This is a genomic window from Methylacidiphilum caldifontis (assembly GCF_017310505.1).
Classification (GTDB): domain Bacteria; phylum Verrucomicrobiota; class Verrucomicrobiia; order Methylacidiphilales; family Methylacidiphilaceae; genus Methylacidiphilum; species Methylacidiphilum caldifontis.
This window is the reverse complement of sequence record NZ_CP065957.1, coordinates 500,954-527,183: the sequence shown is the minus strand read 5'-3', so window position 1 is coordinate 527,183 and position 26,230 is coordinate 500,954. Positions and strand designations below refer to the sequence as shown.

Annotated in this window: 25 protein-coding genes, 3 tRNA genes and 5 pseudogenes; 26 read left to right on the top strand and 7 right to left on the bottom strand. The window is 46.3% G+C overall.

All coding sequences use genetic code 11. The features are described 5' to 3' along the window. Nucleotides 1-27 precede the first annotated feature (27 nt). Nucleotides 28-1,648: pseudogene (locus IT6_RS02520) on the top strand (IS1634 family transposase). A 400-nt stretch (nucleotides 1,649-2,048) separates the two neighbouring features. Here the strand turns inward: IT6_RS02520 and IT6_RS02515 are convergent. From IT6_RS02515 to IT6_RS10605, 3 genes and pseudogenes are all read right to left on the bottom strand, one after another. Further along, nucleotides 2,049-3,365, bottom strand: coding sequence for an MFS transporter (locus tag IT6_RS02515; protein ID WP_390881566.1), 1,317 nt, complete (start codon nucleotides 3,363-3,365; stop codon nucleotides 2,049-2,051). Continuing rightward, the gene (locus IT6_RS02510; RefSeq protein ID WP_206827428.1) at nucleotides 3,362-3,721 is read right to left on the bottom strand and encodes an ArsR/SmtB family transcription factor; all 360 of its coding nucleotides are present in this window, start codon (nucleotides 3,719-3,721) and stop codon (nucleotides 3,362-3,364) included. Before IT6_RS02510 ends, IT6_RS02515 begins: the two co-directional genes overlap by 4 nt. A 17-nt stretch (nucleotides 3,722-3,738) precedes the next feature. Next, nucleotides 3,739-4,350, bottom strand: a pseudogene (locus tag IT6_RS10605) (MBL fold metallo-hydrolase). 220 nt (nucleotides 4,351-4,570) lie between these two features. Here IT6_RS10605 and IT6_RS10600 point away from each other — a divergent pair. From IT6_RS10600 to IT6_RS10595, 4 genes and pseudogenes are all read left to right on the top strand, one after another. Beyond that, nucleotides 4,571-4,847, top strand: a pseudogene (locus IT6_RS10600) (Fic/DOC family N-terminal domain-containing protein); the annotation flags it as partial. A gap of 264 nt (nucleotides 4,848-5,111) precedes the next feature. Then, on the top strand, nucleotides 5,112-5,726 hold the full coding sequence (locus tag IT6_RS02495; protein WP_206827424.1) for a class I SAM-dependent methyltransferase: 615 nt from the start codon (nucleotides 5,112-5,114) through the stop codon (nucleotides 5,724-5,726). Nucleotides 5,727-5,734: 8 nt separating this feature from the next. Continuing rightward, a pseudogene (locus tag IT6_RS02490) lies at nucleotides 5,735-6,636 on the top strand (cysteine desulfurase family protein). Nucleotides 6,637-6,809: 173 nt separating this feature from the next. Further along, complete coding sequence (locus IT6_RS10595; protein WP_390881583.1) at nucleotides 6,810-7,022, top strand: hypothetical protein; 213 nt, start codon at nucleotides 6,810-6,812, stop codon at nucleotides 7,020-7,022. On the opposite strand, the pseudogene IT6_RS10590 reads toward IT6_RS10595, so the two are convergent. Further along, a pseudogene (locus IT6_RS10590) lies at nucleotides 6,944-7,171 on the bottom strand (tyrosine-type recombinase/integrase); the annotation flags it as partial. The gene IT6_RS10595 and the pseudogene IT6_RS10590 sit on opposite strands and share 79 nt — an antisense overlap. 144 nt (nucleotides 7,172-7,315) lie before the next feature. Here IT6_RS10590 and IT6_RS02480 point away from each other — a divergent pair. Next, nucleotides 7,316-7,753, top strand: coding sequence for a hypothetical protein (locus tag IT6_RS02480; RefSeq protein ID WP_206827410.1), 438 nt, complete (start codon nucleotides 7,316-7,318; stop codon nucleotides 7,751-7,753). 737 nt (nucleotides 7,754-8,490) lie between these two features. Here the strand turns inward: IT6_RS02480 and IT6_RS02475 are convergent. After that, nucleotides 8,491-8,566 (bottom strand) — tRNA-Arg (locus IT6_RS02475). A 162-nt stretch (nucleotides 8,567-8,728) separates the two neighbouring features. Here IT6_RS02475 and IT6_RS02470 point away from each other — a divergent pair. From IT6_RS02470 to ispD, 4 genes are all read left to right on the top strand, one after another. Further along, a complete protein-coding gene (locus tag IT6_RS02470; RefSeq protein ID WP_206827402.1) occupies nucleotides 8,729-9,502 on the top strand; it encodes an MlaE family ABC transporter permease in 774 nt (257 codons plus the stop codon). A 168-nt stretch (nucleotides 9,503-9,670) separates the two neighbouring features. Further along, nucleotides 9,671-10,417 (top strand): ABC transporter ATP-binding protein, encoded by a 747-nt coding sequence (locus IT6_RS02465; protein WP_206827400.1) that lies wholly within the window; start codon nucleotides 9,671-9,673, stop codon nucleotides 10,415-10,417. Between the two features lies 1 nt (nucleotide 10,418). Next, nucleotides 10,419-11,234, top strand: a complete 816-nt coding sequence (locus tag IT6_RS02460) for an MlaD family protein (protein ID WP_206827392.1) — start codon at nucleotides 10,419-10,421, stop codon at nucleotides 11,232-11,234. Nucleotides 11,235-11,240: 6 nt separating this feature from the next. Continuing rightward, nucleotides 11,241-11,954, top strand: a complete 714-nt coding sequence (gene ispD / locus IT6_RS02455) for a 2-C-methyl-D-erythritol 4-phosphate cytidylyltransferase (RefSeq protein ID WP_206827390.1) — start codon at nucleotides 11,241-11,243, stop codon at nucleotides 11,952-11,954. Between the two features lie 15 nt (nucleotides 11,955-11,969). Here the strand turns inward: ispD and rpmG are convergent, their stop codons facing one another. Further along, nucleotides 11,970-12,137 (bottom strand): 50S ribosomal protein L33, encoded by a 168-nt coding sequence (rpmG, locus tag IT6_RS02450; protein ID WP_206827387.1) that lies wholly within the window; start codon nucleotides 12,135-12,137, stop codon nucleotides 11,970-11,972. Nucleotides 12,138-12,252: 115 nt separating this feature from the next. Between rpmG and IT6_RS02445 the strand changes: the two genes are divergently transcribed. Then, entirely contained in the window at nucleotides 12,253-13,155 is a 903-nt protein-coding gene (locus IT6_RS02445) for a CHAD domain-containing protein (RefSeq protein WP_206827385.1), read from the top strand. Here the strand turns inward: IT6_RS02445 and IT6_RS02440 are convergent. After that, entirely contained in the window at nucleotides 13,145-14,437 is a 1,293-nt protein-coding gene (locus IT6_RS02440; RefSeq protein WP_206827383.1) for an exo-beta-N-acetylmuramidase NamZ family protein, read from the bottom strand. The two genes, IT6_RS02445 and IT6_RS02440, sit on opposite strands and share 11 nt — an antisense overlap. Nucleotides 14,438-14,592: 155 nt before the next feature. Here IT6_RS02440 and glgP point away from each other — a divergent pair, with 155 nt between their 5' ends. The 15 genes from glgP to rplL all read left to right on the top strand — a co-directional run bounded on the left by glgP (nucleotide 14,593) and on the right by rplL (nucleotide 26,205). After that, a complete protein-coding gene (gene glgP, locus IT6_RS02435) occupies nucleotides 14,593-16,314 on the top strand; it encodes an alpha-glucan family phosphorylase (RefSeq protein ID WP_206827381.1) in 1,722 nt (573 codons plus the stop codon). 12 nt (nucleotides 16,315-16,326) lie between these two features. Further along, entirely contained in the window at nucleotides 16,327-17,208 is an 882-nt protein-coding gene (locus IT6_RS02430) for a PPK2 family polyphosphate kinase (RefSeq protein WP_206827379.1), read from the top strand. A 29-nt stretch (nucleotides 17,209-17,237) separates the two neighbouring features. Continuing rightward, nucleotides 17,238-18,629: a class II fumarate hydratase gene (gene fumC / locus IT6_RS02425; RefSeq protein WP_206827377.1), complete on the top strand. Its 1,392-nt coding sequence runs from the start codon at nucleotides 17,238-17,240 to the stop codon at nucleotides 18,627-18,629. A 21-nt stretch (nucleotides 18,630-18,650) separates the two neighbouring features. Continuing rightward, nucleotides 18,651-19,196, top strand: a complete 546-nt coding sequence (locus IT6_RS02420; RefSeq protein ID WP_206827375.1) for an adenylyltransferase/cytidyltransferase family protein — start codon at nucleotides 18,651-18,653, stop codon at nucleotides 19,194-19,196. An 18-nt stretch (nucleotides 19,197-19,214) separates the two neighbouring features. After that, nucleotides 19,215-19,823: a phosphoribosylglycinamide formyltransferase gene (purN, locus tag IT6_RS02415; protein ID WP_206827373.1), complete on the top strand. Its 609-nt coding sequence runs from the start codon at nucleotides 19,215-19,217 to the stop codon at nucleotides 19,821-19,823. A 31-nt stretch (nucleotides 19,824-19,854) separates the two neighbouring features. Beyond that, on the top strand, nucleotides 19,855-21,204 hold the full coding sequence (gene xseA, locus IT6_RS02410; protein WP_206827371.1) for an exodeoxyribonuclease VII large subunit: 1,350 nt from the start codon (nucleotides 19,855-19,857) through the stop codon (nucleotides 21,202-21,204). A gap of 167 nt (nucleotides 21,205-21,371) precedes the next feature. Then, a tRNA-Thr gene (locus tag IT6_RS02405) sits at nucleotides 21,372-21,444 on the top strand. Between the two features lie 49 nt (nucleotides 21,445-21,493). After that, a complete protein-coding gene (gene tuf, locus IT6_RS02400) occupies nucleotides 21,494-22,678 on the top strand; it encodes an elongation factor Tu (protein ID WP_134438989.1) in 1,185 nt (394 codons plus the stop codon). 35 nt (nucleotides 22,679-22,713) lie between these two features. After that, nucleotides 22,714-22,786: transfer RNA gene (locus IT6_RS02395), tRNA-Trp, on the top strand. Between the two features lie 10 nt (nucleotides 22,787-22,796). Then, entirely contained in the window at nucleotides 22,797-23,099 is a 303-nt protein-coding gene (gene secE / locus IT6_RS02390) for a preprotein translocase subunit SecE (RefSeq protein ID WP_242524301.1), read from the top strand. Nucleotides 23,100-23,166: 67 nt separating this feature from the next. Beyond that, nucleotides 23,167-23,769 carry a transcription termination/antitermination protein NusG gene (nusG, locus tag IT6_RS02385; RefSeq protein WP_166792781.1) on the top strand — a complete coding sequence of 201 codons (603 nt, stop codon included), beginning with the start codon at nucleotides 23,167-23,169 and terminating at the stop codon, nucleotides 23,767-23,769. An 88-nt stretch (nucleotides 23,770-23,857) separates the two neighbouring features. Next, entirely contained in the window at nucleotides 23,858-24,283 is a 426-nt protein-coding gene (rplK, locus tag IT6_RS02380) for a 50S ribosomal protein L11 (protein WP_134438992.1), read from the top strand. 32 nt (nucleotides 24,284-24,315) lie between these two features. Continuing rightward, nucleotides 24,316-25,014: a 50S ribosomal protein L1 gene (rplA, locus tag IT6_RS02375; protein ID WP_166792779.1), complete on the top strand. Its 699-nt coding sequence runs from the start codon at nucleotides 24,316-24,318 to the stop codon at nucleotides 25,012-25,014. An 11-nt stretch (nucleotides 25,015-25,025) separates the two neighbouring features. Beyond that, a complete protein-coding gene (rplJ, locus tag IT6_RS02370; protein WP_206827355.1) occupies nucleotides 25,026-25,547 on the top strand; it encodes a 50S ribosomal protein L10 in 522 nt (173 codons plus the stop codon). A 268-nt stretch (nucleotides 25,548-25,815) separates the two neighbouring features. Beyond that, nucleotides 25,816-26,205 carry a 50S ribosomal protein L7/L12 gene (gene rplL / locus IT6_RS02365; RefSeq protein ID WP_134438994.1) on the top strand — a complete coding sequence of 130 codons (390 nt, stop codon included), beginning with the start codon at nucleotides 25,816-25,818 and terminating at the stop codon, nucleotides 26,203-26,205. Nucleotides 26,206-26,230 lie beyond the last annotated feature (25 nt).

Here is a 26,230-nt window from a genome sequence, read left to right as displayed (position 1 = left end):
TTTCTCATATTTTTATATACTGTAGGCATGTATTTGCAGGAGGTGCGTACCTACCAAAACGGCAAGATCTATCGGTCTTATCTTGTCCGGGAGTCCTACCGAGTGGGCAAACAGGTCAAGACAAGGATCCTGGCTAATCTGACTCGGATGCCTGAAGAAGTCAGGGATGCGGTCAGGGCAATCTTGCAGGGGAAGAAGCTTGTTCCCCTGGAGGAGTGGGAAGCCCCGGATGCTTTGGATTACGGGGGCTTGGCAGTCCTCGAGCAAGCTTGGCAACGATTCGGTTTGGATCAAGCTCTTGGCGGAGTCAAATCGGAACGGAAACAGAAACTTTTGAAGGCGATGATCTACGGGCGGATTCTTTTTCCCTCATCCAAGCTTGCCCTGCGGGAGGAAGCCCGGGGGACACTCCTGGCCAAGGCTTGTGGGTTAGAGGAGGATGACCTGGAGGAGGAAGATCTCTACCAAGCGATGGATGGACTCGGGTGGCTTTGGAGCGGGATTGAGAAGAAGCTCTACGAGGAATCTCAACCGGCTGGAGCAAGCCTGGTGCTCTATGATCTATCCAGTGTATATTTTGAAGGGGATGGTCCAGCTGGCTTGGCCCAATATGGCTACAGCAGGGATCATCGGCAGGATAGGCTGCAGGTTCTTCTTGCCGTCGCTACGGATAGTCGGGGCATTCCAATTCACGTGGAGGTGCTTCGAGGGAACCGGGCGGATAATACGACCCTGACGGGGCTTTTGGTTACCCTGCGACGAAGGTTTGGGATCCAGGAAGCGACCTTTGTCTTCGACGGGGGGATGAAGAGCCAGTGGAACCTGGAGATATTGACGGGTCTGGAACTCCAGTATGTGACACGAGCAACTCAAGCAAAGCTGCAGGAGATTATCGGAAGCCTTCCTGAAGATCGCCAGCTTTGGCTTACGGATCGGACTCGGGTTCTGGAGATTGAATACCAAGGAGTTCGCTATGTTATCGCCGGAGGGGAGTGGCGAGCGCAACGGGATAAGGAACGGCGGCAGAGACGGATCGAGCAAGGAGAAGAGCTGCTGCGCCAAATAGCACGATCGATGCGGAAGGGAGTGGATCCGGTCAATCTTGGCAGCCGGGTCGGCCGGGCGCTCCAGAGAATCCAAGCGCATAAATACTTTCGGTACGGGGTTGACGCCAAAGGCCGGTTCTGGTGGAAGCTCGATTTGGAGCGGGTTAAGGAAGAAGAGGCGATCGATGGTTGGTATCTTTTGGAGACTAACCTCCCCTCGACAAAAGCTTCGGATCAGCAAGTCCTCACGCACTACAAGAGGCTTGCAGAGGTTGAGTCAGCCTTTTGCGAGCTCAAGGGCTACATGGAAATTCGTCCGGTCTATCACTGGCGACCGGACCGGGTTCGTAACCATATAAGGCTCTGCTTCTTGGCCTTCTGGATTAGCGCCCGGCTCGGAACTACAGTGGGTAGCGAAGGGTTTTACCGAAGAAGTTCCCAAAGTGCTCCGCCGCTTGCAATCAATCCGCTTGGTCCAACTCTCTAGCAAGGGAAAGCCTGTGACCTGGCTTTTATCCCGGATCCCTACAGAGCTCAACGCATTGCTTCAAAAACTCGACCTACTACCGCTGTTTGCTCATCCGCCCAAGTGGGTTATGTAGGCAGAATAAAAATGTTATCTCGTTCTGCTGCAATAACTTATATATTAGAGTTTCGGAAGTTCAGCTAGGTGAAGCGGATGTAGAAGAAGAACCGGACGTTGAAGACTCCCTCCGGGAGGGTATCGGCGTAAGAGACGAGGTCCGGACCGGCCGTCATGGGATTCCAGGAATGCTTGTAGGCGGCGAGGGTGTCCGGTCCGTTGAGGGAGAGGGACTTCTCTGGTCCTGCTCCTCCTTTCGCGGGGGATGCCGAGGCCGTCACGCTTCGGAGGCTGGGGCACCAGTCGGTCCTCCGGTGCCCGCCAGGGGGCCGTTCCCGCGAGACTGGCAAGAAAGGCTCCACAAAATGCGATCGTCCGGATAAGAAATTTTTTCTTTCCTGTTGTCAGGGGCTGTTTGTTCATCCATCTGATCCCGATTCGTCGGCCGGATTCAGTCCGGGATGGGTCTCCTCCGAACCGGTCGCCACCCAGAGCCCCGACAGGCCAAGGAGGACCGCAGTCGTCCAGAAGGCGATCTCCGTATCCTGTTTCCATTGGGCGAGAAGGCCCAGAAGGACGGCCCCGACTGCGTATCCCGAGTCGCGCCAGTAGCGGTAGGTGCCCACGGCCCGTCCGCGCCAGGCGGGAGGGGAAATGTCCGCGACCGCGGCCCCGAGAGTGGGGTAGAGAAGGGCCATTCCGATCCCCATGACGCAGGCGAAGAATCCCCAGAGAAACAGGTTTTGGGACAAGACGACGCCGACGATCCCACCGCCCAGGCACCAGAGCCCTCCCACGATGGGCTTCTTTCTCCCAACGATGTCGGAGAGATGCCCCGTCGCCGTCTGGGCGACCCCCCATGCCATGGCATAGAGGCCGGTCAGCCATCCGATTTCGGTGAGGGACAGTCCCCGACTCCAGAAAAAGACGGGAAAAAGTCCCCAGACCAAGGTGTCCGCAATCTTGTTGGCAACTCCCGCCTGGGATAGGGCCCGGAAGGTGGGATGGCGGAAGGAGCACAGGAGAAAGATTTCTTTGGCCCCGGGGTGGTCCGGAACGCCCCGAGGGAATCGCGGCCGGGGGCCGGAAAAGCTCCCCTCTTTGTGTTCGTCGTACTCCGCCCGAGCCCAGGGAAGCGTCTCCCGGACGAAGAGAACGGCCATAGCCAGAGCGGCCAGGACGACGGCTAGGCCAAAGCCGAAAAGGGCCAACCGGGGGCCGAACCTGACGGACAGGTAGCCGGTTGCGACTCCCGCTACGCCCATGGCGAGGTATCCGGCGCTTTCGTTCGCGCCGGTCGCCAGTCCCCGCTCCTGGGGCCGGGTGATGTCCAGATTGCTCATTATGGTCATGGACCAGGCGAACCCCTGGTTGACTCCCAGGAAGACATTGGCCGCCACGATCCACCACCAGTTGCGGGCCTCGAGAACGAGGAAGGGGATGGGAAGTCCGGCGAGCCATCCCGCCACCAGGACGCGCTTTCGCCCGAACCGGTCGGCCAAGCTTCCGGCGACAAAGTTCAGCATTCCCTTGACCAGGCCGAAAGAAAGCACGAAGGAGAGAAGGAACAGAAAGGAGCCCTTTGCCACGCCAAAATCCCCCGACATCGAGGGAAGGACGGTTCGTTCCATTCCGATGACGAGGCCCACGAAAAAGACCTGGAGAATGTGGTGGAGGAACTGGCCCCGGTTGATCCGGATTCCCCGGCGGTAGGGAGGCGCGGATTGCGGAGTCACGCTCCCCCTTTCCGCTCCCGGGAGAAGGGCAGGATCTCCGTCAGGCTCTTTCGTCTTTCGGAGTCGGTCTCCATCTGGTCGAGGACGATCTGACGAATGAGGTCGCAGACCTCGAGCACTTTGGGGCTGGTCACCCGATACCGGCAGGAGGTCCCGACCTTTTCGCAATAAACCAAGGCACGGGCCTTGAGCACATTGAGGTGCTGGGAGACGTTGGCCTTCGAGGGCCTGGTCAGTTCGGCCAACTCGCCCGAGCCCCGCTCCCCCCACCCGATGTGACTGATGATCTCGAGGCGCTTGGGATGCGACAGGGCCGAAAACATTTCGGCGACAAGAATGAAGCGAGCAGTATCCATACGAGGATGTGTCCTCCTCAAAGGGAACCGGATGCCGGTTGATGTCCAAGATTGATCGCGACAATCCTCTCGAATCCGGCGGGTTTGTCGGGAATGTCGGCCTTCAGTCTGGCGATGAATTCCTTCCGGTCTCCGAGGGTCAGAAAGGGGTTGAATCGCTTGTCGAACCCGATCGTCGAGGAGGGTTTTCCGGAGATCCCGGCAGCAGAGAAGCTTCCCGAGGTGTGGCCCGGATAGATCGCAACGTCGTCGGGAAGAGCCAGAAGTCTTTTGTGAAGGCTGTCGGAGGTATGGCCAGGGGTGTGGAGGATACGGGTCAGAACATTCCCCGTCTGAAGAATTTCATTATCCTTCAGGGGGCGGAAAGAATATCGCACATGCCTCTGCGCGCTTTCGTGAGGCCGTAGAAGGCCCCTGTCTTCTCGGCCAGCCTGAGTCTTCCCGAGAGGTGGTCGGCATGGACATGCGTATCGATGACCCAAGCCAGCCGGACCCCGCCTTTTCGGCCTCATGCAGGAACCACTCTTCTCCCCTTCCACGACATCCACCGCCACCTCCTGTCCGAGACCGCCGCACCCGTAGAAATAGGAGAGCGTCGCTTCCTTTGTCGAGCGTTGTTTGAAGAACATCTCGGAAACTCCATTTATTTAGAAGTTAATAAAGTTTGAAATTAATGAATTTTGATGTAATATAAAACAAACATGAAGTCAATCTCCCGTCAAGGCGAAGGAGGATGGATCGGTTTTTCAAGAACGGGAACGGGGCTCATGGGCACGGAAAGCCGTTTCCGGAACCGGCAGCCGATCTCTCGGCAAAGGGAGGATCCGATGAATCACGTCAACGAAAAAACAGCGGGAGGCGCTTCTCTCCTTCCAGATCGAAGGCACCCAGGCCTCCATTTCCGACCTTTTGCTCTTCGAGCTGAAGGAAGCGCCTGGGGCTCCCCTGGACGACGTGGTGGAAGTTTCCAATTATGTGGCTGCCCTGGAGCATGGATTGAAGCGCCTGCAAGAAAACTTCCCCCTCTCCAATCGACTGATTCGGGAAATGCACGGCATCCTATTATCCCAAGGGCGGGGAAGCAAAAAAGCCCCGGAGGAGTTTCGGCGCTCCCAAAACTGGACGCATTTTTGCTTACCCGCGCTATCTCCGTATACTCAGCGAAGGTACAGAATCCCGATGAAAGCTCAGGCTCGATCTCCCTGCGTTACCCACTTGAAATAGCGAAGAAGCGTTTTTCGCTTCAACCGCCGGAAATCGGCCTCCTGCGGAAAGCCCTTCTTCCGACTCGCACGACACGCCGTCCAGATTGCCTCGACGACCTGCGAACAACTGGTGCGACCGCAAGATGTTGTGCATAGTTGAGTCAAGTGAATGGCCCTAAACAATTATGATTAAGAAACAACATTGGGAAACGGTTTATCAAACCAAAGCGACCGACGACGTGAGCTGGTTTCAAAAACGGCCAGCGCTATCGCTCAACCTCATCGAGGCGACCGGCGTCGGCAAAGACGCGGGCGTCATTGACGTAGGCGGCGGCGCGTCTGTGCTCGTGGATTTCCTGCTTGACGCGGGCTTCGCGAAGCCAGCGGTGCTGGACATCTCGGCCGCGGCGCTGGCCTGCGCCCGAAAGCGCCTTGGTGTGCGGGCCGGCTTGGTCGAGTGGTTCGAGGCCGATGTCACGGAGTTTTATCCGCCGCGCCGATTCCACCTCTGGCACGACCGGGCCCTTTTCCACTTTTTGACCCACAAAGATGACCGGCAAAAATATGTCGAGACCTTGCGTCGAACCCTGACGCCGGACGGCCACGTAATCATCGCCACATTCGCCGTTGACGGCCCGGTGAAATGCAGCGGACTCGACGTGGTCCGCTATGATGCTCCCGCTATTCGCGCGGCGCTGGGCGAAGAATTTCGGTTGCTTGAGCAGGTGGACGAAACGCACATCACGCCGTGGAATACGGAACAAAAATTCAGCTACTTCCGTTTCGTTCGAAATGGCTGAACGTCGCCATGACAAACGTTTACCTGGACTACAACGCAAGCACGCCGATTGCGCCGGAAGTGGTCGACGCGATATGCCCGTTTTTGAGCGGACACTACGGCAATTCACCGAGTCTGCATTGGGTGGGCGCGCCGGCGAAACGGCCAGTTGAGAAAGCCCGTAGTCAAGTCGCCGCGTCGCTCGGCTGTACGGCGCAGGAAATCATTTTCACCGGTGGCGACACGGAGGCCTACAACCAGGCGATCACAGAAGGGTTTTTCTCGTTACACCGGAAAGGCAATCACATTATCACAAATCCAATCGAACATCCGGCTGTACTGTTTCACACCGACGCCGCACGGTCGGTGGGGATAATTTTGGCAAAAGTTTCGGAATTCGGCGTGGACTTGCTTTCGGTAGCTGGACGCAAACTTTACGCACCCAAAGGTCTCGGCGTGCTTTACCTCCGACAGAACGTACAACTCGAACCGCTCCTGCATGGCGCAGGCCACGAGGCCAAACCGCGGGCGGGCACGGAGAGCACCTCATTGACTACTGCACTCGGCCAAGCCTGCGAAATCGATCATGCGTGGATTGGTATGCTCGAGGTGCAACGCTTGCGTGACCTTTTCTGGGAGCGTCTTCGCACCGTGTTCGCTAATCGCGTGACCCTCAACGGCCACCTGGAGAAGCGCCTCCCCAACACGCTCAACGTCTCGTTCGTCGGCCGCAACGGCACCAACATCCTCACACGCATGCCGACGGTTGCCACCTCGACCGTATCAGCCTGACATTTCGCCAGGTCGTCCTCCCTCTGCTCTTCCGAACGATGGGCATTGCTCCGGAACCCGGCTTGGGTGCGATCCGTTTTAGCCTTGGGCGCTTCACGACGACGGAGAAGATCGAGGCAGCGGTCGATAACTTGCGCTAGCTAATCACATGAGTACCGCGGAAAAACCGACGACGATTGGTCCGGCAGCCTATGAGACCTGGCGGGCGACCTCGCTCGGTGCCATGACGGAGATGATCGAGTAACGCCTGATTCTTGAGCTGATAGGCGAGCTTAAGGACGCCCGAGTTCTAGATTTCGGCTGCGGCGATAGAATGATCACGTGCGCAGCATCATCACGTGGCGCTCGCGCGACTGGCGTCGATCCCGATCCAGCGATGCTGAACACCCTCAGCTCCCGTCCGCGCAGCGGATGCGTCGCCGAGATCCCGTTCTTCGCTCGGCGGACGTGCAGCAGGGCGGCGGTCAAATCGACCTGTTCCCACCGCAGGCAAACGAGCTCCGACACCCGGAGGCCATGCCGATAGGCCAAAAGGAGGAGCGCCGCATCCCGGGGGCCGTTCCAGCCCGCCTTTCCGGCGGCCTCGATGAGCCCTTCGGCCTCGGGAGGGGTGAGATACTCCCGGGTGCGCGCCTCGCGGTTGGGACGCCGCCGCGGAGGAAGAGGCTTTTCCACAACCGGGATCTTGGGGAGGATTCTCGCCCCTTTCAAGCCAACTTTCCCATTTAGGGAAGCGGAGGCGGTCTTTCTTTTTGGCGTTCCCCTCCGATCGGGAGGAGCGGACTTTCCCAAAAAGGCACCTTTTCGGGAAATTAAATCATGGCGAAAAAGAAAGAAAACAAGAATGATACTAGACTAACCGAATACAAGCGGCGAAGGGCTAAAGTGCTCGCATTGAGCTTTCTGGGCTATTCGTATGAAGACATCAGCAGGGAAATTGGACTATCAACCGCTGTTGTCGATTCATACTTAAGGGAAGCCAACGAAGAAATTGGCGCTGATGAGTGGAACGCATTAAAGACAGGTTGCATTGGAGCATATCAAAAAGCCTACTTGGAGCTCGAAGAAGAAAAAAGAATGCTCAAAGCAACTGGAAAATCTTCTGTGGCAGCAATCAGGGCGCAAGTTGAAATTATAGACTCAATCGTGAAAATGGTCGGGTTCCATTGGATTTTGAAGAGAGAAGCCAAGCAAGTAGAGGCTCTTGAATCCAAAACTCTAACTGAACATACTGAATATGAGATAGAATGGGTATAAAAGTATCCTGACGAAGTCTACAATCAGCCCTTATCGAAAGTCGGCAGTTGCCTGAGGGATAAGTTTTTCTTATGCTTTGGATGAAATATTTTTGCATAATCTTTCCTTATAAATAAATATAATAGGAATGAGCTTAAAGATTAGATATAAAAAAGGGTAAGAGCGAGAAAAAAAACAAGGATATTAAATAGAAAAAGATCGAGCTCTATAAATTGATATCAAAAATAATCGAGCGTTTCAGGGAGGAGGGGAGGGGGAAGACTTATTTCAGTCTTCCCTCTCTTGCCTTTATTTAAATTGCTTCTGAAATTCCTTTGCGAAAATCAATCAGGGGAAAGTTTTCCCAGTAGTCTGCATTAATCTCCTATTAGCAACTCAAAAAAAGTTCGCCACAGAGCATTTTACGAAACCTATCTTGGAACGCTGATTCATCAAGGAAAGACAGGCTTCACGGCATCTCTTTCCTTTTTCATCCTTTGGATAGAAGCATAGTCGCATTTATTGTTTTCTCAAGTCGCTGGAGGTAGAATAGATAAGCAGTGAAAAGGGCTGAAAAGCTTCATCCAATCTTTAAAGAGATTATACATCGAATGTGTTTTTTCTTGTTCAATATGTGCGTAATTTTGGAGTATTATTAAGTATTTTTGGGTATGGATAAGTATTTCTTATAGACTGCCCTTTTTGCTTGTCTTTCTTGAGTAAATCTTGATTTTTGTGTTTTTTACTAGCTTTTTATTTGGCGCACCCGGCGTGATTCGAACACGCGACCAACGGATTAGAAATCCGCTGCTCTATCCTCTGAGCTACGGGTGCTTTTGGCTTTTAAAAATTAAAAATTTCGAGTATAAGTCAATCTATCTTATTTATCTTGGGAAAAGAGTGAATAAGATTTTTCTTTTTATTTTTTAGAATTTGTTTTTTTTCTTTATTAACAAAAGAAAGCACATTTTGCTTTTTAGCAAAAGGAGGATAGTTTTGATTTATCGGTTAGGAAGCCTATGTACCAAGTTCTTTAAGGCAACGGGTGAGATCTTTTTCCTTTTGTTGGACACTCTCTATTCTTTCTTTTCTTTCCCTTTGCGATGGAAGCTCTTTTTAACGCAAATCTTATCGATTGGAGCAAAATCCCAGATCATTGTTGTTATAACGGGAGCTTTCACTGGGGCGGTTTTTGCTGCCCAGGTTCAATTCCATTTTGGTAAACTAGGGATGAGTTCAGCGACAGGACCTGTGGTTACCTTGGCAATGTTAAGGGAGTTAGGACCTGTCCTTTGTGCCTTGATGGTCTCTGGTCGGGTCGGTTCAGCTATGGCTGCAGAAATATCCACGATGAAAGTGACTGAGCAGATCGATGCTTTAAGATCCCTTGGGGTGTACGTAACCCAATATTTAATCGTACCCAGGTTCCTTGGCTTGGTTGTATCCATGCCCTTGTTGGTAGCTATTACTTCTGGCATAGGGATTCTTTGCGGCTACCTAGTTTCAGTTCCCTTGCTTGGAGTAGAGCCGGCTTATTACTGGGAAAATACGATCCGGTTTACTTCACTGGATGACGTATGGATGGGAGAAATAAAAGGGATGTTTTTTGGCGGATTAATCGTGTTGATTAGTTGCTACAGGGGGCTTAATTGCCAGCTCAGTGCCGAAGGAGTAGGCGTTGCGGCTACGCAGGCCATGGTTTACTCTTCCATTGCTATTCTTATATCGAATTTTTTCTTCAGTTTTCTCATGAATATTCTATTTGCCTAACAAGTGAAAGGAAAAGAGTTTATTTTATGATGTAAAAAAATGAATAAGGATTTTAAAAAAATATTTGGTTTTAACTGTATTGTTCGGGCTCAAATATGCTTATTAAAAGAAGAAAGTAAGAGGTTTAGTTTGGATTCAAGATAAAAAAGGGGAGGAGAGCTTTGCAAGATGTTGAAAGTCATCAATGTAAGAAAATCTTTTAATGGGATTACGGTGCTTGATGGGGTAAATTTGGAAATTCCAAAAGGGGATAGGTTTATGATTATAGGTAGAAGCGGAGGAGGCAAAAGTGTCCTTCTTCGCATTATCCTGGGATTAATTAAGCCTGATTCGGGAGAAGTTTGGTACAATGAAAAAAATCTTGTAGAACTTTCTGAAAGAAAGCTTGCCCCGATACGCCGTGATATGGGAATGGTTTTTCAAAATGGAGCCCTTTTTGATTTTATGACCGTTGAAGAAAATGTTGCTTTTGCCTTGCGTGAAAAAGGGGGAATGAGTGAAAAGGAAATTAAGAAGGAAGTGAGCGAAATTTTAGAGAGACTTTTATTAAAAGGTCAAGAGCAGAAAATGCCCTCTGAACTTAGTGGAGGAATGAAAAAAAGGGTGGCTGTGGCCAGGGCGGTCATTGCCAAACCAAAGATCATTTTTTTTGATGAACCTACAGCGGGTCTTGATCCAATCGCTGCATCTGAGCTCAATGCCCTTATTTGTTCGTTAAATAAAGATTTTAATGTGACGACGGTGGTCGTGACTCATGACATGGAAGCGGTAAGACAGTTAGGCAGGACTGTGGCGATGCTTTATAACGGTAAGATTTACAGTGTGGGGACTCCTGAGGAATTTGCTGCTTCAAAAGATCCTGTTATTCGTAATTTTGTTTATGGGATTATCGAATCCGAAGTGAGGTGTAATTGAAATGGAACCAAAAAATTTGGAAATTAAAGTGGGGCTGTTTCTCCTTATAGGTTTGTCAATTCTTGGGGGACTGATTATTTATTTTGGTCGATATGGCGAAAAATTTCGGCCTTCATACCAAATTACAGTGGAATTTCCCAATGCTTACGGTTTGATTAAGGGTGCGCCAGTTCACTTTGCAGGTGCCCCAGTAGGAAGAGTGATAAGCACACCTCGGCAGATTAGGGAAGGAAGAGCTGTTGAGGTGGATTTAAAAATTAATGCTGATGCAAAAATAAGAAAAGATGCTCTCTTTCAAATTGTTGACGTGGGAATGCTTGGGGATAAAGCCATAGCGATAACTCCAAAGGGAACAACCGCTCCTTTTTTAAGGAACGGAGACAAGGTGCGGGGAAGCCGGGCTTCTACTTTAAGTGATGTCACAACTCAGATTGCACCGTTAATCAGTTCAGCTACCCAACTGCTCGAGGGGGCGGGAACCATCGTTAATAGGATTAATCAAAATGTACTGACTGATGAGACGGCTACTGATCTTCGAGCAACGATTAAAGAGCTGCGAGCGGTTTTAACCCGAACCGACCAGCTTCTTGCCGATGCTCAGTATGGCAAAGGGCCCTTGGCCAAGATTTTGAACGATCCAGAAATATCCGAAAACCTTTCCGCTTTTGTGTTTAACCTACGAAAAAAAGGAATTCTTTTTTACTCGGATGTAGCAGCTAAAGAAGAGGCAAAAGAAGCAGCAGCTCAGCATCATGAAGGAGCTAGGACCAAGGGTCCAGTGATGAAAGCAAAGTTAGATAAAAGTACCGTAAAATAAAACCTGATGAAAGCTCCAATAGGGTCAATTCTCGTTGCGGCTGGACAAAGCCGACGTATGGGTTTCGATAAAATATTTAAGCCTTTTTCAAATGGGCTCTGTCCTTTAGAGATCTGTCTTTGTACGATTAGCCGCTCACCCTTAGTCGGGCAGATTATTGTTGTGGTCTCAAAAGAAAACATCCAAAATGCGGAGGAAAAGGTTTCAGGACTTTCTTTAGACAAGCCGCTAAAAGTTGTAATGGGTGGGAAAGAAAGACAGGACTCCGTTTACCAGGGATTTTTAGCTTTGGATGAGGGATTTGAATATGTGATGATCCATGACTCGGCCAGACCATTTGTTACCGAAGAACTGATTGAGAACGTGTATCGGGCAGCCGTTGAAGTAGGAGCTGCAATCTGTGGCAAGCCCTGTTCAGATACCCTAAAAGAAGTAGGTGCGCAAGCTCAAGTACTACGAACCCTGGATAGAAGTAAAATATGGACCGTTCAGACTCCGCAGATTTTCCGAAGGCCGTTATTGCAAAAAGCTTATCTAGAACTGTATTCACAAGGAAAAATAGTCACTGACGATGCTTCGGCGATAGAAATGATAGGAAAAGATGTCAAAGTTGTCCATTACATGGGAACGAACTTAAAAATGACCATGCCCGAAGATTGGGAACTTGCAGAACTCCTACTAGAGAAAAAAGAAAGACTACAACCAAGGCAGCGAAGTTGATGATCTGTTCTTTTACTACTTGATTTCTCGATGAAGGGTATGTCTTTTTAAAAAAGGGTTGTATTTCCTAAGTTCAATTTTAGCTTGCTGCTGTTTTTTGTTTTTCGTCCCATAATAACGTGAAGCGGGTTTTCCTTCCGCTTTGGCTTCCGTGCATTCGAGGATAATCTGTTCTCTAGGCATGGTTAAATAATTATTTTCTCAAAAGGTTTTGTCAACGGTAAAGAATGCAATGAAAAATAGAATCTCTTTTATTATTTATAAAAAAGAGCAATTATTTTAGTAACCTTTTTTAGTTATGGAAAAAGGGCAGAGTATAAAAATCAAACGGGCTCAACCTGGCATATTTTGGGATAAGGCTGCTGAGAAGCTTTTGAAGTGGAAAAATCCCACTAACTTTGACGACAATATCCATGACCTGAGAGTCTTGGGGAAGAAATTACGCGCTTTATATTATTTTTTTAAACCCTTCTTGGACAAAAATTTTGTAAGGAAAGAAAAACAAAAAGTTAAAAAAGCGATGTCTAGCCTAGGAAACATAAGGGACTCACATGTTTCTACAAAGATCTATAGTAAAATAAAGCAAGAATATCCTCAGCTTATTTTCCCTAAGATCCTTGAACATTTTCTTGGCAGTCAGTCCCATGGATTAAAACAAAACCAACCCTATTCGAATGGTAAAAGCCCGCAGATAGAAAAAAAACATGTTAAATCCATGGAGATCATATTGGTTGCAAGAGAAAGGTTGCTTAAAAAAATATCAGGAAAGCCCTTTGAAAAGCAGGTGATCATAGAAAGATTGCAAGATGGACTGAATGCCGTTGTAGATAGCATGATCAAAGCTAAAAATGAGAGTTCTGCTGCTTCTTTCCATGAATGGAGGATAAAAACAAAAAGATTTTATTACCAGCTTAGTCTCTGTTTGCACTGGAAGAGCTCAGCAGAACTGGAGAAAATTGTAAAAAAATTTAAACAGATTGAACAATTTCTTGGTCAAGCTCATGATTTTCATGTGCTTTTTAGCTTGATATCGAATATCGATTCAAAATATCTAGGGGATAAAGAAAAGAAATCTTTTGAAGAGTTCCTTTTATTGTTGAACAAGTTTGAGCTAGAAAATGAAAAGGAAGCTCTTGAGCTGGCTGAAAAGCTCATCGGCTCAGGGTTAGAAGAAACCATACCCACTCTTTTCAATCCATAGTGGGTTCAGTAAGGGCTTTTACTTTTTTAGCTTTTCTTATGATTATCTTTTCGTCAGTCGATTCGATGCTAGGGTAGAGCAAATAGTTCTTTCTTATAGACAAAAAAGAGCTTAATTCATTGTTCCACTTTTTTGCAATGGATTGGACCGATGTATAACTATTAAATTCAGTGCGGATCAGCGAACTTCCATAGACTTTAAAGAAAAGATTTCTTTGAGTAAGCGATGACCTCCAATAGGGACTCGGATTAGCCATTTTGTTTACTCTGGAAGCGATAAAAACACCCAGGGCGGTGAGATTAGCGGGCGTTTTGGGATCGATCTGCAACTCTATACCATAAAGACCACTAATGATCCGGGGAATAGCGAGAACTCCAGCTAGGTTCATAGAGTTTATTTCGCTGGCCAGCCGGTATCCATCGAGTCCCCTTGTAGCCAAAAGCCTGAAAGCCTCAGGTGTTCCTGTCCCCAGTTCAAGTCCTGCAAGGCTACCGATGAGCCCTGTAACGACATAATAGACGGGAGTATCTTCTCTTGGAATATTGGGTGAGGTGGGAATCCAGTGCAAACCGGTATCTTTCCAGGTCATCCACCGAGACCATCCTTTCATGGGGATGACATGAAGCGGGCAGGGATGGGATATAAATCCCCTTTCATTAGCCATCTGGGCGATTTCTCCCACGGTCATCCCATGAACATAGGGAACGGGAATAAAACTCACGAAAGATTTCCAGCTAGGATGCACCAAGGGCCCCTCGACACGTAGTCCACCTAGAGGATTAGGTCTATCCAGGACATAAAAGGGAATTCCAGCTTCTCCACAAGCTTCCATTGCCAAAACCATGGTACTCACAAAAGTATAGCTCCTGCAACCTATGTCCTGGATATCAAAGACAAGACAGTCTAGATCCTTGAGCATCTGCGGGGTCGGTTTTTTGGTATCTCCATAAAGGGAGTAAACTTTTAAGCCCGTTAACCTGTCTTTATGGGATGGAACATCATCACCAGCCTTGATTTTACCCTCTATGCCATGTTCAGGAGCAAAAAGCCTGGCAAGCTTAACTCCGGGTGCCTTTTGGAGTATAATACTTGTAGGTCTTCCTTGAGAGTCGACTCCGCTTTGATTGGTGATAAGCCCAACTCGTTTGCCCTTTAAAGGAGCAAAGTTTTCTTCTCTTAAAACATCTATTCCCAAGAGCACTTTTGAATACAGAGGAGATAACAGGTTTGTTAGGGATACAAAGCAAAGGGAAAAAAGGCTTAATAAAGCGGACCTTTGCATTTTCTTTTATTTTTGGTGAGTAAAATCATTATGGCAAGATCTATTTTTGGATTAGGCAATTAGGCTTGATATTATTAAAATGAGCTGTTAAGAAAATTGTTTATCTGTATGGGTGTAGAAAAGTTTTTAACATTCACTTACACACCCTTCCCACAATGAATCATTTCAAAAAGAATTCTGTTAGCCGGATTATCGCTTATTTTTCAATGGAAATAGCGGTTGATGAAAGGATTCCTACCTATAGCGGAGGTTTAGGCATTCTGGCTGGAGACACATTGAGTGCCGCAGCTTCCGTGGGTTTTTCCATGGTAGGAGTCAGTCTTTTGTATCGAAAGGGTTATTTCTTTCAAAGAATTGATGAAAATGGGGTTCAAACAGAAGAGCCTGTGGAATGGATCGTGGATGATTTTCTTGTTGAACAGCAACCGCGGGTCAAAATTCAATTGGAAAACAGGGAGATAACACTGCGGGCATGGCTTTACGAAATTGAGCAAATGGACCATAAGATCCCTGTCTATTTTCTGGATACCGATCTGCCCGAAAATGATCCTTATGACAGGAGTTTAAGTGGGTTTCTCTATGGGGGAGATGACCGCTACAGGCTTTGTCAAGAAGCCGTCCTGGGAATTGGAGGGGTAAGGATGTTAAGGGCCTTAGGCTATAAGAAAATCGATCGATTCCATATGAATGAAGGCCATTCAAGCCTACTGACCCTAGAACTTCTCCGGGAACAGATGGTTGAAGCGGGCCATGACCAGGCCTCGTGGGAAGATATTGAAGCGGTTAGAGCACTCTGTGTTTTCACGACCCATACGCCCGTGGCTGCGGGCCATGATAAATTTCCCCTTTCACTTGTCAAACAGGTTTTACCCTTTTTCCCTCTTCATGGGGAGTTGCGCGATATATTTTGTTGTGGGGATTATCTGAACATGACTTATTTGGCTTTAAACCTTAGCCATTACATTAATGGGGTTGCCAAGAGGCATTCAGAAGTTTCCCGAATGCTTTTTTCTCATTATGAAATCGATGCCATAACCAATGGTATCCATGTCCCTTCATGGCTCAGCGGACCAATCCAAAAACTTTTTGATGAGCATATTCCAAGGTGGAAAGAAGATATCTTTAGCATCCGGTATGCGATCTCTATCCCCTTAAAAGAGATCTGGGAAGCTCATTTGATCAATAAACGACTCCTGTTGGATTTCATAAATAGGCAGAAAAACGTGGGGATGGATATAGATCATTTTACAATCGGTTTTGCGCGGAGAATGACCGCTTATAAAAGACCAGAGCTTATATTTACAAACTTGGAAAGACTAAATTCAATAGCCAAATCGGTGGGTCCACTGCAGCTCATCTTTGCAGGCAAAGCCCATCCCAAAGATGAGGAAGGCAAAAAGATCATCCAGAGGATCCATGCAATTCGGCATTTTCTTGGTCCAGAAATTAAACTCGTTTTTGTTGAAAATTATGATTTAGCCTTGGCCAAAAGAATCGTGGCGGGGGTAGACCTCTGGCTTAATAATCCCCAACCTCCTTTTGAAGCTTCAGGAACAAGTGGGATGAAAGCGGCGATCAATGGTGTGCCTTCCTTAAGTGTTCTAGACGGGTGGTGGATTGAAGGATGCATCGAAGGTACAACCGGTTGGTCTTTTGGCATGGATCTGTTTCAGCTGAAAGAGTCCAAGGAGAACGCTCTTAGTCTCAATCGAGACGCAAGCGACCTTTATGACAAGCTTGAGAAGCTCATTATGCCTATTTTTTATAATAACCCCGACTCCTATGCTTCTATTATGCGTTCCTGTATTGCGATCAATGGTTCTTTTTTTAATGCCCAGCGCATGCTCATGCAATATGTTCTAAAAGCTTACTATTAAGAGCCATACACTATGAACAAGATACTTAAAATAGGGGATTACAAAATTAAGCAATCTCATAAAGTGCGTTTGTCAGACTATGATCCAGCTGATACAGGGCCTTTTAAGGATAGGCAGGAAGCGTTGTCAAAGCTGGCTTTGGACATCGAAAAGTTAATCGAGTTGCAAGAAAAGTTCTATGCTTCCAATCGGTTTTCCTTGTTGATCATTCTTCAAGGGATGGACTCTGCGGGAAAAGATAGTTTAATCAAGCATGTCTTATCGGGATTAAATCCACAGGGGGTAGAAGTCCATAGTTTTAAGCAACCCTCGGCCGAAGAACTTGAACATGATTTTTTGTGGCGTTACGTTCGAAAGCTCCCATCGAAGGGCCGAATTGGTATTTTTAACCGGTCCTACTATGAGGAGGTCCTGGTTTGTCGAGTGCATCCTGAGTTGATCAAAAAAGAGAACCTTCCCCAGGATCATTATAAAGAAAAATTTTGGGAGAAAAGATTTGAGACGATTAATCAGTTTGAAAGATATCTTGTAGAAAACGGTTTTTTGATTGTTAAATTTTTTCTTCATCTTTCGAAAAAAGAGCAAGACAAGCGTCTTGCCGAAAGGATCGAAAGGGAAGATAAACAGTGGAAGATTTCTCTTTCAGATCTTTTAGAAAGGGAACACTTCAAAGACTACCTTTTGGCTTATGAACAGATGCTTGAGCACACGACTACAAGCGAGAGTTGCTGGTATATTTTGCCCGCAGATCACAAGTGGTATAGCCAACTGCTAGCCGCAAGCATCCTTGTTGAACTTATGGAAGGATTAAAACTGGATTATCCCCGTTTGAAAGAGGAAGAAAAAGAAAAATTAAAGGCTTTGTTTTACGGCAAAAGCCGGTCACAACATTAAACTCATCAATAACTTTAGTAGGTCTTTTTATGCAAAAATTTCGAATTGAAACGGACTCCTTGGGTGAAGTCTCTGTTCCTGCAGATAAATACTATGGGGCGCAGACGGCACGGTCACTTATGCATTTTGCCATAGGTGAAGAAAAAATGCCCCTTGAAGTGATTCGGGCCTTGGCCTTGATCAAAAAGGCTGCTGCAATCACTAATGCCGAACTAGGGCTGATTCCCGAGGAGAAAACAAAATTGATCGTAAAAGCTTGCGATGAAATTTACCAGGGACTTTGGGATGATCATTTCCCTCTTTATGTTTGGCAAACAGGCAGTGGAACCCAAACAAACATGAATTGCAACGAGGTGATTGCTAACCGAGCCAACGAGTTGGCGGGCTTTCCCTTAGGCAGTAAAAGTCCTGTACATCCTAATGATGACGTGAACCGTTGCCAATCATCAAACGATGTCTTTCCTACAGCGATGCATATAGCAGCGGCTCTTTCTGTTCACAACCGTCTTATTGCTGAGATTTCGAAACTAAAGGATGCTCTGGATAAAAAGTCGAAGGAGTTTTTTCATATCATAAAAATAGGTCGCACTCACCTGATGGATGCGACCCCTATTTCTCTAGGACAGGAATTTAGCGGTTATGTGTCCCAGGTTGAAATGGGCCTGTCAAAGATTAACGACAGTTTAAATGATGTTTATGGTCTTGCCATTGGAGCAACGGCTGTAGGCACAGGGATTAATGCCCATCCCCGGTTTGGAGAAAAAGTGGCTGAAAAAATAGCACAGTGGACAGGTTTTCCTTTTTACTCTGCCCAAAATAAGTTTTCTTCCTTGGCTGGTCATGAACCCCTTTTGGCTCTAAGTGCTGCACTTAAAGGATTGGCTGCTTCCCTTTTTAAAATCGCTTCTGATATCCGGTGGATGGGATCGGGTCCCCGGTGTGGCATTGGAGAACTCATTCTTCCAGCCAATGAACCCGGTTCATCGATTATGCCTGGAAAAGTCAACCCGACACAAGCTGAAGCCCTTTCCATGGTCTGTTTGCAAGTTATGGGTCATGACACGGCTGTAACAATAGCCTGTAGCCAGGGAAACTTTGAATTGAATGTCTTTAAACCTCTCATTATATGGAATATTCTTCATTCTATACGGCTACTGGCCGATTCTTGCAGGAATTTCAGGCGATTTTGTATCGAAGGGTTGCAGGCCAATGTGAAGAAGATAAAAGAGTATGTAGACAATTCACTGATGTTAATCACCGTTTTGACTCCTAAAATTGGATATGACCAGGCCGCAAAGATCGTAAAAAAGGCGTATAGTGAAAATTGTTCCTTGAAAGCGGCAGCGGTTGCTTTGGGAATATTAAGCCCCGAAGAATACGACCGGTATGTTCAACCTGAAAAAATGATCGGCCTGGATTAAGCTTTTCACGTCAAACTTGTTATGAACAACCTGTCATTTCTGACCTCTGTGGCACAAAACTTCTGGTTTATCCCCATGGAGAAAGTGACCGATTTTCGACAATTCCTGGAGGGGAAAAAGGTAGTTGTGACCAATGGATGTTTTGATCTTTTCCATTTTGGTCATTTGGCTCTTTTGAACGAGGCTAGGAAATTGGGCGATTTCCTCTGGGTAGGGATCAATGGGGATCGATCGGTCAAGGAACTTAAGGGAAATGACCGGCCTTTTTTTTCTGCATGGGAAAGGGCGGCTATTGTAGGATCATTGAAGGCAGTGGATGCGGTCACCGTTTTTAGTGAAAGGCGAGCGACGAAGTTTCTTTCCTTGGTTAAACCGGTCGTTTATGTCAAGGGAGCTGATTATAGTTCTGAGTCCCTAAATCCGGAAGAAAAAGAAGTGTTGGTTGAGTGCCAGTCTCAAATTAAGTTTATTCCGCTATATCCAGGCAGATCGACTTCTGGGATAGTGGAAATGATCCAGAAAGGGGCTATGGTGGCTGAACAGAACAAGGGGATAAAAAAAGAATAATTGTTGACTGGAAAACCCATGACTTATCGGCGATTGCTAAATATAGCGGTACTTGGCTCAGGGAAAGGAAGTAATTTTTCAGCAATTGCCAGTGCCATCGACCGAGGAGAAATACCGGCAAAAATAGCCGTGGTCATATCTGACAATCCGGAGGCAGTGATCTTAGAGAAAGCCAAAGGACTAGGGATACCCACGGAGGTTTTACCTCAAGGAAAATATAAGACATGGCTTGAGCCCTGGATAGAAGAAGAACTTGTCAGGATCTTAAAGAAATATCATATTGAGTTGGTCGTGCTGGCTGGCTTTATGCGTGTGCTTAAAGAAACTTTTCTTAGCTGTTATGAAGGCAAAACAATAAACATCCATCCTTCTCTTTTACCTGCATTCAAAGGAAAGGAAGCATGGAAAGCGGCCTTAGAGGCTTCAGTAAAAGAAACTGGCTGTACGGTTCACTGGGTAAGTAAAGAAGTGGATGGAGGCCAGATTATTGCTCAATCCAAAGTTCCCCTACTTCCCGGTGATACTCCAGAAATTTTACATGCTCGGATACAACAAGCCGAACATGAGTTGTATCCACGGGTACTAAAGGCTATATGCTTGGATTGGCTAAATCAAAAGGGAGGCTAACGGCTGCTTCGCTTTAAAGGAATGGTTAAAGATGAATGAGTTGGAGCTTGATCTTTGGAAAACAGAGGTGGCTAAACAAAATGCTGAAGCTGAAGGACCAGCCGAGCCTTGGACAGTCAGTGGACTGACAAAAAAGATACGCCTGCTTTTGGAGGGTAACATAGGGGAGGTGTGGGTCATTGGAGAGATTTCTAATTTAAGGATTCCCAGCTCTGGCCATTGCTATTTTACCTTGAAAGACCAAAGTGCAGTCATTAATGCGGTCTTTTTTAGGAGTGATGCCGAAAAGCTTGATTTTCCTTTGAAAGATGGACTTTCGGTCGTGGTTAGGGCTTTTCTTACCGTTTATGAAACCCGGGGTCAATATCAACTTCGAGTAGTTGAAGCGAGAGAAAAAGGGGCGGGTTCTCTGTTAGAAAAGTTCGAACAATTAAAAAGAAAACTTTCTTCGGAGGGACTTTTCGATCTGTCCCGTAAAAAAAAGTTGCCAGTTTTTCCTGAAAAAATTGGTATTGTCACCTCTCTCAAAGGGGCGGTCATCCAGGATTTTTCTAGGATTTTGAAAAGGAGAGCACCAGGGATACAAATCTATATCCGGGATGTGCGGGTGCAGGGTAACGGGGCAGCCCTGGAAATTGCCCAAGCGATAGAGGAATTTAGCCGGCTCAATCTGGTAGACATATTGGTTGTAGCCCGCGGGGGAGGCAGTTTAGAAGACCTGTGGGCTTTCAATGAAGAGGTTGTGGCAAGAGCCCTGTTTAAGTGCCCTATTCCCACAGTGTCAGCGGTAGGACATGAAACAGATTTTACCATTGCGGATTTTGTGGCTGATGTACGAGCCCCGACTCCTTCTGCTGCAGCGGAAATTGTTTCCAGGGATTGGGAAGAATGGCGCCAAGAGTTGGAGCATTTAGAACAGAGAATTCGTCGGTTTTCTTTGCAGTATGTTGCCCTTTGGAAAGAAAGATTGGAAAAAATTAAAAAAAGTTCCAGCCTTGCGGAGCCTTCGCGCTACGTGGGATTGCTCAGGCAAAATACAGACATGCTCGAGCAATCTTTAACAAAAGCGGTTGTTTTAGCCTTAGAAAGGATAAGAGCAAAGTGTACCCAGCTCAATTTACGGCTCAGTTCTTTTGATCCACGAATGGCTATTGACCGGAGAAAAGAAGAACTGAAACTTTGGGCTGCCCGGCTCCATTCGGTTAGTCCTCAAATTGTTCTGGATAGGGGTTATTCAATGACTTTCGACCGGCAGGGCAGATTATTGAAAAAGGCTCAAAATGTTTCGGCCGGGGAACAAATCGTCGTTGTTCTTTCTAGGGGAAAATTATGGGCAAGTGTCGAAAAAAGCACCCCTGATCAAGAAGAAAATTCTTTTTAAAGAAATAAATTGGGTTTTATATTACAGGAATCCTTGACTTAAAAAAGATTCTCATATTATATTTTTGACTCTTTATTCATTAAAGCATAAGGGATACACTAAAGAGTTGTGTATTTATTTTATTGTTCATTGGATTTGTTTAAATTATTTAATGAAAAGCTGTTATTGCCCATGTAGCTCAGTTGGTAGAGCACGTCCTTGGTAAGGACGGGGTCACCGGTTCAATCCCGGTCATGGGCTCGTGAAGAAAACTAATGATGAATAACTGAACTAAAAAGAGGGAAGGTCAATGGCAAAGGAGGCATTTTTACGGAAAAAACCCCATATCAATGTGGGGACAATAGGTCATGTCGATCATGGTAAAACCACATTAACTTCCGCTATTACTTATGTTTTAGCGAAAAGGGGCCTTGCACAAAAGATGGCTTATGATCAAATTGACAAGGCTCCAGAGGAAAAAGAGCGTGGGATTACCATTAACACGGCACATGTCGAATACGAATCGGACAAAAGGCATTATGCTCATGTCGACTGTCCGGGGCATGCGGATTACATAAAAAACATGATCACCGGTGCAGCTCAAATGGATGGAGCGATATTGGTGGTGAGCGCCGCTGATGGTCCGATGCCTCAAACCCGGGAGCATATTCTTCTTGCTCGACAGGTGGGTGTTCCTTACATAGTCGTTTTTCTTAACAAAGTGGATATGGTCGATGACAAGGAGTTGCTCGAACTTGTTGAGCTTGAAGTCAGAGAACTGCTCAATCAATATGGTTTTCCTGGAGACAAAATTCCAATTATCCGGGGAAGTGCTCTTAAAGCTCTGGAAGGAGATCCTGAATATGAGAAAAACATTGTAGAGCTTGTAGAGGCGATGGATAATTACATCCCGATTCCAGAAAGACCCAAAGATCAACCCTTCCTGATGCCGATTGAAGATGTTTTCAATATAGAAGGACGAGGAACAGTCGTTACGGGCAGAGTTGAAAGGGGAACATTGAAGAGAATGGAAGAGGTTGAGATTGTGGGTATTAAGCCAACGACCAAAACGGTGGTAACCGATATCGAAATGTTTAGAAAAACCCTGGATACCGCCGAAGCAGGCGACAATGTCGGTCTTCTGCTACGTGGAATCAAAAAGGATGATGTAGAAAGAGGACAGGTAGTAGCTAAGCCAGGTTCTATAACTCCTCACCACAAATTCAATGCGCAAGTCTATGTTTTGAAGAAGGAAGAAGGGGGAAGGCATACCGCCTTTTTCAATGGTTATAGACCCCAGTTCTTTTTCAGAACCACCGACGTAACGGGAACGGTGACTTTGAAGGAAGGAGTGGAGATGGTTATGCCTGGGGACAATGTCGAATTTATGGTGGATCTCATTTCCCCTATTGCTATGGAAAAATCGATGCGCTTCGCCATCCGGGAAGGAGGAAAAACGGTTGGAGCAGGGGTTGTCACCGAGATTATCGAATAGCTTTTTGGGGCTTAAAAACGCTAAATTAATTGAGAAGGGCAGTAGCTCAATTGGTAGAGTAGCGGTCTCCAAAACCGTCGGTTGGGGGTTCGAGTCCCTCCTGCCCTGATGAATGAAAATGTCGATTCATTGGATTGAAATTGTTTACATTGCGCTTCTTGTTTTAAGCACGGGGCTTCTCTTATGGATATGGAAAAAAAAGGGCTCGGTCATAAAAGCCTTTGTGGGAGAAGTGATTGCGGAACTTAAAAAATGTTCATGGCCCTGGGATCCCAAAGAAAAAGGTGTAAGAAAATATAAAGAATTAATTGATTCTACACTAGCTGTAACCATATATTCTATTATATTGGCAGCGGTGGTGACGTCCGCTGACTTTATTTTGGTCAGATTAGTAAATTTTTTAACGACTTTGCATTTTTAGTTCAAAGACAAAAAAAGGATCTGTTTTTTAAGTTACAGTAGGTGAATGGGGTAAGCTTTGTAAGATGATGAAAGCGGAATATTCAGATGTTGAGATGGACGAGATTACTGCAGAATCCCAGAATATGCAGTGGTATGCTCTTCATGTTTTATCTGGGCAAGAGGAGAAGGTACAGAAAAGTTTGGAAAAGAGGATTAAAACTGAGGAGATGCAGGATCTTGTTGGGAAAGTCATCATTCCTGTAGAAAAGGTTACAGAAGTAAGGAAGGGAAAAAGGATCGAGATTAAGCGCAAACTTTATCCCGGTTATGTTTTTCTACAAATTCAATTGAGAGATCCTTCTGGGAAGTTAATCGAAAGGGCCTGGTATTTTGTTCGTGAAACCCCTGGAGTCATTGGTTTTGCAGATGGGGAAAATCCCCTGCCGATGCCTACTGAACAGGTAATGGGGATGTTGCGACAATTTAAAGAAAGAACTTCGAGTGCTGCACCCAAAACGGTTTTTTCGGTTGGCGATCGTGTAAAAGTAGGCGATGGTCCTTTTTTGAATTCTGAAGGGGTCATCGAGGAAATAGATCTGGAAAGAGGAAAACTAAGAGTATCTGTCAACATTTTTGGACGATCAACCCCGGTTGAACTCGAATATTGGCAAGTGGAAAAAGCCAGTTAAAAGGGGGGGGACATTAGGAATCAGAGGAAAATTTTTTTTTTGCAAGCTTCAATATCTACGTATAACCATTGAAAGAGGGAAAAGAGAGATGGCTAAGGAAGTGAGTGCTATTGTGCGGTTGCAGATACCTGCGGGGCAGGCTAATCCAGCTCCTCCTGTGGGTCCTGCTTTGGGCCAACATGGTGTCAACATCATGGCTTTTTGTAAAGAATTTAATGCGACTACCCAAAAAGAAGCGGGCAACATATTGCCTGTGGTGATTACTATCTATAAAGATAAGACTTTTACATTTGTAACGAAATCCCCTCCTGCTTCCGTTCTTCTTAAAAAGGCGGCTAATCTTGCTAGCGGCTCTAAGGAACCGAATCGGACGAAGGTAGGGAAAGTGACCCGAGCCCAGGTCAAAGAGATTGTGAAAATAAAATGGAAAGATCTTAATGCTTCGACCGAAGAAGCAGCGATGAGAATGATTGAAGGTACGGCAAGAAACATGGGCATAGAGGTTGTCGAATAACCTAAATTAAAAGGTTGATGGAGAAGAAGGCGATGGCAAAGAAAAGAAGCAAGAGGTATCGGCTGGCGGCTGAAAAAATAGAAAGAAATAAAACCTACTCCTTGGCTGAAGCTTTGGCTCTTTTAAAGGATATTCCCAAAGCCAAGTATGATGAATCAGTAGATGTCGCTTTTCATCTAGGAGTTGATCCTAAGCAGAGTGACCAGATGGTCCGAGGGACAGTTAGCCTTCCCCACGGTTCCGGTAAAACGGTAAGAATAGCCGTTTTTGCAAAAGGGACAGCGGCTGACGAAGCAAAGGAAGCTGGCGCAGACATAGTAGGGTATGAAGATCTCATCAAGAAGGTCCAGGAAGGTTATACCGATTTTGATATTGCGATCGCAACTCCCGATGCGATGCAGGAGGTGAGAAAGCTAGGGAAAATTCTAGGTCCACGAGGACTCATGCCTAACCCTAGAACAGGGACTGTGACGGAGGATGTGGTGGGGGCGATAAAAGAATTTAGGAAAGGAAGAGTTGAATTTAAGGTTGACAAATCAGCTAATCTCCATGTTGTTGCAGGGAAGGCTTCTTTCAAGCCTGAAGCCTTGGAAGAAAATATAAAGGCGGTGGTTGAAGCTGTTGCTAAAGCAAAACCCCAATCTTCCAAAGGCAAGTATTTTCAGTCTATGGCTATATCATTAAGCGTTTCGCCAAGCATTCGACTCGATGCTTATACATTGATTAAATAAAGAGAGTTTCTATGAGGACAGAAAAAATTATACTAAAAAACTATGTGCTTGATGTCGTCAAACCTTCTCATTTTATTATATTCATCGATTTTACAGGGCTAAAAGTTTCAGCTTTTTCCGAGTTGAGAAAAAGGTTGAAAACGGTCAATTGCCGTTGCCTGGTCGCCAAGAATACTTTGATCAGAATTGCTCTGAGTGAAATAAAACCCAAGGAACTTCTTACAGAGGATCTATTTAAAGGGCCCACAGCTCTTTTGACATCGGAGGGACAAGATGTGGCTGCAGTGGCCAAGATTTTAAAGAATTTTATCGCTGAGTTCCAACTGCCTAAAATCAAGTCTGCGATCGTTGAGAAGAGTCTTTTTAATGAAACTGACTTTTTGAAATTGGCGGATTTACCTAGCCTTGAAGTTCTGAGGAGTCAAATTCTTTCTGCTCTTCAATCGACTGGTACAAGACTAGTAAGATTAATCAATGAACCCGCTTCAGCCTTGGCTCGGATAGTCGAAAAGTATTCTAAGAAGCAAAGTTGAGTTTCTTTCTATTTTTTTAAACGAGAGGAGAAAATAAAACCAATTGAGAAGAAAAAGCTCTTCTTTCAGAGATAAAAGAGTGAATGAATCTTGTCTCCTTTATGTCATAAATTTTTTTCCTTTGTAAAGGTTTTTTTTAGGATGATCGAAAAAAATATAGAGATAGGAGGATATAAATGAGGGCGAACAGCCACCTAGCCTTGGAGCCCTCCAGGGAGAATTGACGGAGCGGGTGCCCGTCTCTAGGTGGTATTATAAGGAGGATATTATGGCTGACCTAGATGCACTGGTCGATCAATTAAGTAAACTTACCCTGTTGGAAGCTTCTGAATTAGTGAAGAAGCTTGAAGAAAAATGGGGAGTAAGCGCTGCTGCTCCTGTTGCAGTAGCGGCGGCTCCTGCTGGAGCCCAACAAGGTGCTGCCCAGGCTCCGGTAGAAGAAAAAACGACTTTTGCCGTTCATCTTAAAGAGATAGGACCGAATAAAATAGCGGTTATTAAGGAAGTCAGAGCGGCTATATCTGGACTGGGGCTTGCAGAGGCGAAAGCTCTTGTTGAAGGAGCTCCCAAGCTTCTGAAAGATGGGGTATCGAAGGAAGAGGCTGAAGAGATAAAGAAAAAGATAGAAGCAGCCGGAGCAAAAGTAGAAATCAAGTAACGATCTAAGATATTGTGGAGCTTAT